Genomic DNA, 7,233 nt, shown 5'->3' on the forward strand with positions numbered 1-7,233 from the left:
CCACCGGTTTCCGGCACTAGCCTTCTGCTATGCTCCCCAATGGACCTTTATCGACCTATAAGCCGAACGGCCACGATGACCAACAGCGGCCTCCATGCGCTCCGAACGAAAAAGCCGGCGGCGTAGCCGATCCGCCATGACCAATGGAATTGGCGTCGCCGCCATCCGGTCCGATCATTGGGAATGCGGGGAACCGACCGTATTTCCAGCGTCCTTCTGATACTATTCGAACGCATCGAATGCCGCGCTAGGCGGGGTGAAATTCGCTGTATAGCGAGCCAGTCCCTTGGTGAAGCGAAACTCGTCCAAGTACCCTCGAAACGAATTGCTCAGCAAACCGCGCTGATCGATGTACGAACCAATCGTCAGCTTGTTGTCGCTAAAGATCGTGGCGTCGGCGTAGGGCGTCCCAAAGGAGACACCGTCGAGGAACGCCCGGATGGTTCCTGCGGCTCTGCACAGTGCGAGGTGGTGCCACGCATTAACGGACATCGCAGCGGACAGAAACCGCTGGGTCCCTGCCACATAGACTCGCCACTGTTCGCCTGTGGAGATTTCGACCGTGATGCCCGCCCCCGAGGTTGTCGGGCGAGTATCCCAAACCACACGCTGCGAAGACGTGTTGGCGATGTTGATCCAGCACTCGATACTGAAATCGCCCGGCAGCGTGAAGGCGGTCGCGTCGTTATCACAGTAGATGTAGCCACCTGTTCCGCTGTCTGCGACAAAGAGCGACGCGCCCCCAAACACTGACTGGGCGGTGGTAAGTTTTGCGTTGCCCCCAACGCTGAACGTGACGCCCCTCATGGATGCGTCCGTAAACACACTGGAGCCGTCTGCTCCGTCGAAGTGCAGCAGGGTAGTCGTGGGATAATTGAGGGTGGGTTTCCAAACCCCCGCATCCATCACGTAAAGCTCCTTCGCTGGTTTCCACACGCCGCCGCTCTTGACGTATGGAGTCCCGGGCTTCCAAGCCCCATCGTGCTTGACTGTAAGTGACATGGACGTGTCCCTGTGATCAGCGGCGCGAGCGCGCGTCGCGATAGTTGACGATCAGCGCGCGGACATAGTGCTGTTCGTCGCTGCCAGCCATGAAACCGCATGGGCGCGGCGCTTTGTGGTCTGCGCCCATCAGGCGACGGAAATCCTCGACCGAATAACCCATGATCCCTGCCGCTTCGGTTTCCGTGCAATAACTATTCAAGCTCACCATAACAATTCTCCGGGTTTGTTCTCACTTTTTGTTAGACTTTATCAGCAAAAAATGCGAACGTAAAGGGAACAACGAAGCGTTTCGGATAAATAATGCTTCAGAACTATTATAGAACTTTGGGTCAAGGCAGATGAAAAGAGCTAAGCTTATTGAGCAGATCGCTACCAGCGTGAGCACTGAGACGCTTGCCGCGCTGGATGAGGCGGCGGAAACGGAGGCGATCTCCCGTGCCGCATGGGTGAGGCGTGAAATCGAGCGCGCACTCGCGAGGGGGGCTCAAAATGGCCGCGCTTGATGTCCGTATGGTGCTAAGCCTCGTCGACAAGGCGAGCGGCCCCGCCAAGGGCATCATGAGCCGCATCTTCGGCAATGGCGCGGGCAAGGGCGGCAAGGGCCTTGAAGGCACGACGCTTTCGGCCAATGCCGCCAACGGCGCCATGTTGATGCTCAATCGCACCATGGCGACCTTTGCCGCCGGTGCAGCCGGTTATGTCGGCTTCAAGGCGATGATCGGCGGCGCCGTCGACTTTGAAGACGCGATGGCCGATGTCTCCAAAAAAGTGAACATGGCCCCGCCGCAAATCGACAAGCTGGCGGAGCGCATCAAGCAGCTTGCCCGAGAGACGCCTCTCGCGGCTACGGAGATCGCGCGCCTTGTCGCACAAGCCGGCACGTTCGGCATTGCAAACGAGGATTTGGAGCGCTTCGCGCTTCTCGGGTCGAAGGTCGCCATCGCCTTCGACATGACCGCCGATCAGGCGGCCGACAGTCTCGCGCACATCAAGGCGTCGCTTAAGCTGAATATGGATCAGCTTGAGGACTACGCCGACGCAATCAACTACGTCGCCGATAATACGGCCGCGAGCGAGGAACAACTCGTCGACTTCGTGCTTCGCACGGGTCCGGGCGCCACGGCCGCCGGCCTAAGTCCGAAAGACCTCTTGGCGATCGGCTCGGCGATGACCGAAGTCGGCCTCCAGTCCGGGCGAGCCGGCACGGCGGTAAACGCCATGCTTACCAAGATGACGGACCTTGGCAGCAAAAAGGGCGCCGGGAAAGTCATCGATCAGCTAGGCGGCAAGGGCTACTCGAAAAAGCTCCAGAAAGAGTTTTTCGAGAACCCCACGAAGGCCCTGATCAAAATCCTGAAGCTCACGGAACAGATGTCGCGGCCCGACCGCGCAACGTTCATGAAAGACCTCTTCGGCCTCGAAACGCAAGACGAGGTCGCCGCGCTCGCGGGCAACGTCGGCCGCGTAGTCGACACGATGCAAAAGCTTGGCGATACGGCCGTCTATGCCGGCTCCGTCAACAAGGTTTTCGAGAGCTTCAAGAACACCACGAAAAACCAGTGGAAGCAATTCACTGGCAACGTCGAGCTTGCGGCGGCGGTCTTTGGTGCGAAGCTTCTCCCGGCGATCAATGGGAGCCTTCACTATCTGAACAACTTCTTCGCCACGGCGGAGGGGCGAGTATCGATCTTCGATCGGCTCTCGGCGTCGGCGGACGGGTTCTTCAACGGGCTCGGCTACAAAGGCGGCGCGGCGGAAGCCCTTTCCGGCGTAGCGGAGACGCTGAAGGGCATTCGCGACCTCATCTTCGGGATCGAGGGCGACGGCATGTCCGGCGACAAGGTCGGCGAACTCTTCCACCGCTGGCAGCAATTCGGCGCGAGCCTGCACGACACGCCGATCGCGACCATCCTCGACGCCATCAAGAACGCCAATGCCCGCGATCTAGGCGGCGCGCTCCTAGCCGGAGCCGCCGGTATGGGGGCGCTGTCGATCGCAGCACGAATTGCGCTCTCCCCACTTCGCGGCATCCTCTCGATCATGCAGGGGATCGTGAAAGCGGCGTACACACTGTCGGGATTGCGCACCGCAAAGTGGATATTCGACCTCATCAAGGGGACGGGCGGTCCCGATGTCGCGGCGAGGCCGGGGAATTCGTTAGGTGCTTGGGGCGCCGCTGGCGGCAGTTTGCTGGTGAGGATTGCACCGTGGCTTGCGCGCGGCACACTCGCGACGGGAGCCGCCTACACGCTGTTTCGGGCGCTGGAGGCAAAGGGGCCGGCGGACAATCGGCTTTTCGATCCTAGCCAGAACGCGAACGTTTCCAGCGAGAGCCGCGCTCGCACCAGGAATCCCCTAACCGGGCATGCGGAGCCGGCTCCGCCTTCGACGCCGGTCCAGCCGGCCGAGCCATTTAGCTTTGGCGGCCTCTGGCGCGACCTCACGCAGCCGATCGGCCCGAATCCGAGTTCGGGACCGCAGGCCGTGAACGTCAACGGGCCGGTGACGACCGTTCCGTCCGGCGTACAGCAAGTCCAAGTGACAAATCCGTCTCCGGCGCCGGTTATCAACGTGACCGTCCACGCCGTCACGAATGCGAGCCCGGCGGCGATTGGCTCGGCCGTTGGAGGCGCGGTGAGCGGGGCGCTGCGGCAAAACCTTGGCGACGGAGGTATGTAATCGTGAGAGCAATCATTCTGACACCCGATGCAGAACTAAACACCCATGCCGATCGCGTCGCTTGGGTCCGGTGCGAGCGAGACATTCTAGCCAACGACATCGCGGCGGCGGGCGGCCGCCTTATCGCGGCAACCGCTTTCGTGTGGCCGAGGGAGTCATCCGATTTCCGCGCTTTAATGCGGACGTGCGCGGTCAACGCATCGACCGACATCGTGGGGGCGTGCGCCACCGCCTCCGATTTGCTAACGCCCCTGATAAATGAGGCCAAGACATTCGCCTACGCCAGAGGTGCCGAGTCCCTGTCTTTCGAATTGACCGTCGGCAGCGAAGTCCTCGGTTGGTCCGACGCGGAGACCCTGGTCGTCTTGCCCGCGATGACGGAGACGGGTCGCCGCGACAGTTAGCTCGCCTCGCCTCTCTTCAGGCGCTCGATCGCCTCTTCGGCCTCGCGAACATAGCGCTCGATCTCGGGAGTGCGCGGGACAACGGCCGCCACGTCATCGCGGAAGGCCTCCCATTCCTCCAACGGGGCGAATGGGCTCGGCGGGTCCACGAAGGCGTCCAGCATGTTCAAGGGCTTCGACCTCAACCGCCGAACGCTCTGAGGCCAAGCGCGATCATGCCTCCAAGCCAGACGCCGAAGAGGATCAGTGCGAGGGCGTTTATACGGTGGTTCATGGTGCCGAACAGTCGACGTTGAACGAAGGACCAAAGACGACCGTCCACGTCGACGAAACCTTGCCTTTGCAGGTAAAGCGGTCACCCTTCCTCAGCGACTGGACCACCGATTTCTGCTCGGTTTCGAAGCCGCACATCGTCTTGATCCCCTTGCCTATGTCTAGGTGTACCCAATACCCCGAAAGGGTTCCCGCTTGGACATCGGCGACTTTGCCGCTGATTTCGTGAAGCCTGCCGCCCATGTTCGCATCCCACCAACTTTCCTGCTCAAGCTCCGTTTTGCCGCTGGAAATGCCGGCGGCTATCTCTTTGGCCGTGATGGTATCGGCCGCCGCAAAATTTCCAGACAGCGTAAACAATGCCGCCGCGAGTACGATGCTCTTCATGAAATTCCCCCGAGCCCCGGCGCAAATCAGCCAGAAAGATGCGGACGCGTCAACGCGTGATAATTTGCGGGGTCGACAGGGGCAGGAAATGCCCGAGTTAGGGTTTTGGTTAGGGACAATGGCAGCGCTTTTGAAAAAGCGCTTTCTTATCAACGGGATAGATGGACTATTTGGTGGAGCCAATCGGAATCGAACCGACGACCTCTTGAATGCCATTCAAGCGCTCTCCCAACTGAGCTATGGCCCCACTCCCGGCAGTCGGCCGGCGCCGTTTCCGGCGAAGAGATCCGGCGCGATTGGGAACCGCGCCGTCGTTTAAGTGCTGGCGGCTTCTAGCGCCGCCTTCGGTCAAGATCAAGCCTTGAAAAGCCGCTTTTTCGTCACAGGCCAAAATGGCCGGCAAACGATCCAATCAGACTTCGTCATCGTCGTCGCCGACGCCGATCATATCGGCGACGTCATCGTCCTCTTCCTCTTCGTCGGCAAGGAAGGTGTCGTCCTCATCGTCGCCGAGATCGACATCCTCTTCATCGTCGCCAAGATCCGGAAGCTCGTCGCCGCCGCCCTTGGCCTCGTCATCGGCCTCCTCGAGCGACACGACTTCGGCGCCTTCCTCTTCGTCGGCGTCCACTTCCTTCTCGGCGACTTCCTCATCTTCCTCGAGGGCGGAAATCTTGCCTTCCTCGAAATAGGAGCGTGGATAGCTCTTGCCGGTATAGGGCGAGACGATCGGGTCCTTGTTGAGATCGTAGAATTTCCGACCCGTTTCGGGGTCGACACGCTTGGTGCCAAGTTCAGCTTTTGCCACAGCAGGCCTCGTCAATAAAAGAGTGGTCCCCATAACCGCAGTTTTGAGCGCTGTCAAAGCCAAAAGCCGGCATTGTAAAATGCTCGTATTCGAAGGCCTCGCACAAGGGGATGACCATTGCAACGCACCGTGATACGAGACCGCCGCAGCATGACGAACCGAGCCGGCCAGCCGGCATTTCATTTGGAAGACAAGGATGTCTCACTCCGCCGCCGCTAAGCCGGCCACGGCCCGCAAATCCCCTGCCCTTGCCGGCACCGCGCGCGTGCCGGGCGACAAATCGATCTCGCACCGCTCGTTCATGTTCGGCGGCCTTGCCTCCGGCGAGACCCGCATCACCGGCCTGCTCGAAGGCGAGGACGTGATGCGCACGGGCGCCGCCATGAAGGCGATGGGCGCGCATATCGAAAAGAACGGCGGCGAATGGGTGATCCGCGGCACCGGCAACGGCGCGTTGCTGCAGCCTGAAGGCCCGCTCGACTTCGGCAATGCCGGCACCGGCTCGCGCCTCACCATGGGGCTCGTCGGCACCTATGACATGGAGACGACCTTCATCGGCGACGCCTCGCTTTCGGGCCGGCCGATGGGCCGCGTGCTCGACCCGCTGCGCCAGATGGGCGTGCAGGTGCTGAAGGCCGCTCCCGGCGACCGCATGCCGATCACGCTGCGCGGCCCGAAGCATGCAGCGCCCATCACCTATCGCGTGCCGATGGCATCCGCCCAGGTGAAGTCGGCGGTGCTGCTTGCCGGCTTGAACACTCCCGGCATCACCACGGTGATCGAACCCGTGATGACGCGCGACCATACCGAAAAGATGCTGAAGGGTTTCGGTGCCAACCTCAGCGTCGAGACAGATGAGCGCGGCGTGCGCCACATCTTCATCGAAGGGCAGGGCAAGCTCACCGGACAGACGATCGCCGTGCCGGGCGACCCGTCCTCGGCCGGCTTCCCGCTGGTCGCGGCGCTCATCGTGCCGGGTTCGGACATCGTCATCGAGAACGTGCTGATGAACCCGACCCGCACCGGGCTGCTTCTGACCCTGCAGGAAATGGGCGGCAAGATCGATATCCTCAATCCGCGCAATGCCGGCGGCGAGGACGTGGCGGATCTGCGCGTGCGCTCCTCCGACCTGAGGGGCGTCATCGTGCCGCCGGAGCGCGCGCCATCGATGATCGACGAGTATCCGGTGCTCGCCGTCGCCGCGAGTTTCGCCGAGGGCGAGACGCTGATGCAGGGGCTGGAGGAACTTCGGGTCAAGGAATCCGACCGTCTGGCGGCGGTCGCCAGGGGCCTGGAGCTCAACGGCGTCGACTGCACCGAGGGCGAGGCCTCGCTCGCGGTGCGCGGCAGGCCGGGCGGCAAGGGGCTGGGCGCTCATCCTAACGGCCCCGATACGGCGGTAAAGACGCATCTCGACCACCGCATCGCCATGAGTTTTCTGGTGATGGGGCTGGCGACGGAGAAGCCGGTGACCATCGACGACGCCAACATGATCGCGACGAGCTTTCCGGAATTCATGGGGCTGATGAAAGGGCTGGGCGCGGAGATTGGATAAAAGGTTCATGACAAGCGCAAGGCAAGTAGAGATGTCGGCGGGACAGCGCCCCCCTCTGTCCTGCCGGACATCTCCCCCACTTGGGGGGAGATCAGCTGTCGCGTCGGCTTTCGCCAATCACC

8 protein-coding genes and 1 tRNA gene are annotated in these 7,233 nt (G+C 61.6%); 3 read left to right on the forward strand and 6 right to left on the reverse strand.

All coding sequences use genetic code 11. The features are described from left to right. Nucleotides 1–222: 222 nt before the first annotated feature. Entirely contained in the window at nt 223–1,002 is a 780-nt protein-coding gene (locus FJ980_RS18730) for a LamG domain-containing protein (protein WP_140545260.1), read from the reverse strand. Nucleotides 1,003–1,018: 16 nt separating this feature from the next. Next, on the reverse strand, nt 1,019–1,213 hold the full coding sequence (locus FJ980_RS18735) for a hypothetical protein (RefSeq protein ID WP_140545262.1): 195 nt from the start codon (nt 1,211–1,213) through the stop codon (nt 1,019–1,021). A gap of 281 nt (nt 1,214–1,494) precedes the next feature. Between FJ980_RS18735 and FJ980_RS18740 the strand changes: the two genes are divergently transcribed. Together FJ980_RS18740 and FJ980_RS18745 are read left to right on the forward strand one after the other, a co-directional pair. After that, nucleotides 1,495–3,684: a phage tail tape measure protein gene (locus FJ980_RS18740; protein ID WP_140545264.1), complete on the forward strand. Its 2,190-nt coding sequence runs from the start codon at nt 1,495–1,497 to the stop codon at nt 3,682–3,684. A gap of 2 nt (nt 3,685–3,686) precedes the next feature. After that, complete coding sequence (locus tag FJ980_RS18745) at nt 3,687–4,088, forward strand: hypothetical protein (protein WP_140545266.1); 402 nt, start codon at nt 3,687–3,689, stop codon at nt 4,086–4,088. Here the strand turns inward: FJ980_RS18745 and FJ980_RS34720 are convergent. The 4 genes from FJ980_RS34720 to FJ980_RS18760 form a co-directional block, all read right to left on the reverse strand. After that, complete coding sequence (locus FJ980_RS34720) at nt 4,085–4,252, reverse strand: hypothetical protein (protein WP_181181249.1); 168 nt, start codon at nt 4,250–4,252, stop codon at nt 4,085–4,087. The genes FJ980_RS18745 and FJ980_RS34720 overlap by 4 nt on opposite strands. A 106-nt stretch (nt 4,253–4,358) precedes the next feature. Continuing rightward, nucleotides 4,359–4,748 carry a hypothetical protein gene (locus FJ980_RS18750; protein WP_140545268.1) on the reverse strand — a complete coding sequence of 130 codons (390 nt, stop codon included), beginning with the start codon at nt 4,746–4,748 and terminating at the stop codon, nt 4,359–4,361. 171 nt (nt 4,749–4,919) lie between these two features. After that, nucleotides 4,920–4,995: transfer RNA gene (locus FJ980_RS18755), tRNA-Ala, on the reverse strand. Nucleotides 4,996–5,160: 165 nt separating this feature from the next. Then, nucleotides 5,161–5,556: a TIGR02300 family protein gene (locus FJ980_RS18760; RefSeq protein ID WP_140545272.1), complete on the reverse strand. Its 396-nt coding sequence runs from the start codon at nt 5,554–5,556 to the stop codon at nt 5,161–5,163. Between the two features lie 196 nt (nt 5,557–5,752). On the opposite strand from FJ980_RS18760, the gene aroA reads away from it, so the two are divergent. Next, entirely contained in the window at nt 5,753–7,111 is a 1,359-nt protein-coding gene (gene aroA / locus FJ980_RS18765) for a 3-phosphoshikimate 1-carboxyvinyltransferase (protein WP_140545274.1), read from the forward strand. The last annotated feature ends 122 nt before the right edge of the window (nt 7,112–7,233 follow it).

This window comes from Mesorhizobium sp. B1-1-5 (genome assembly GCF_006443065.1).
In the GTDB taxonomy this organism is placed as follows: Bacteria; Pseudomonadota; Alphaproteobacteria; order Rhizobiales; family Rhizobiaceae; genus Mesorhizobium.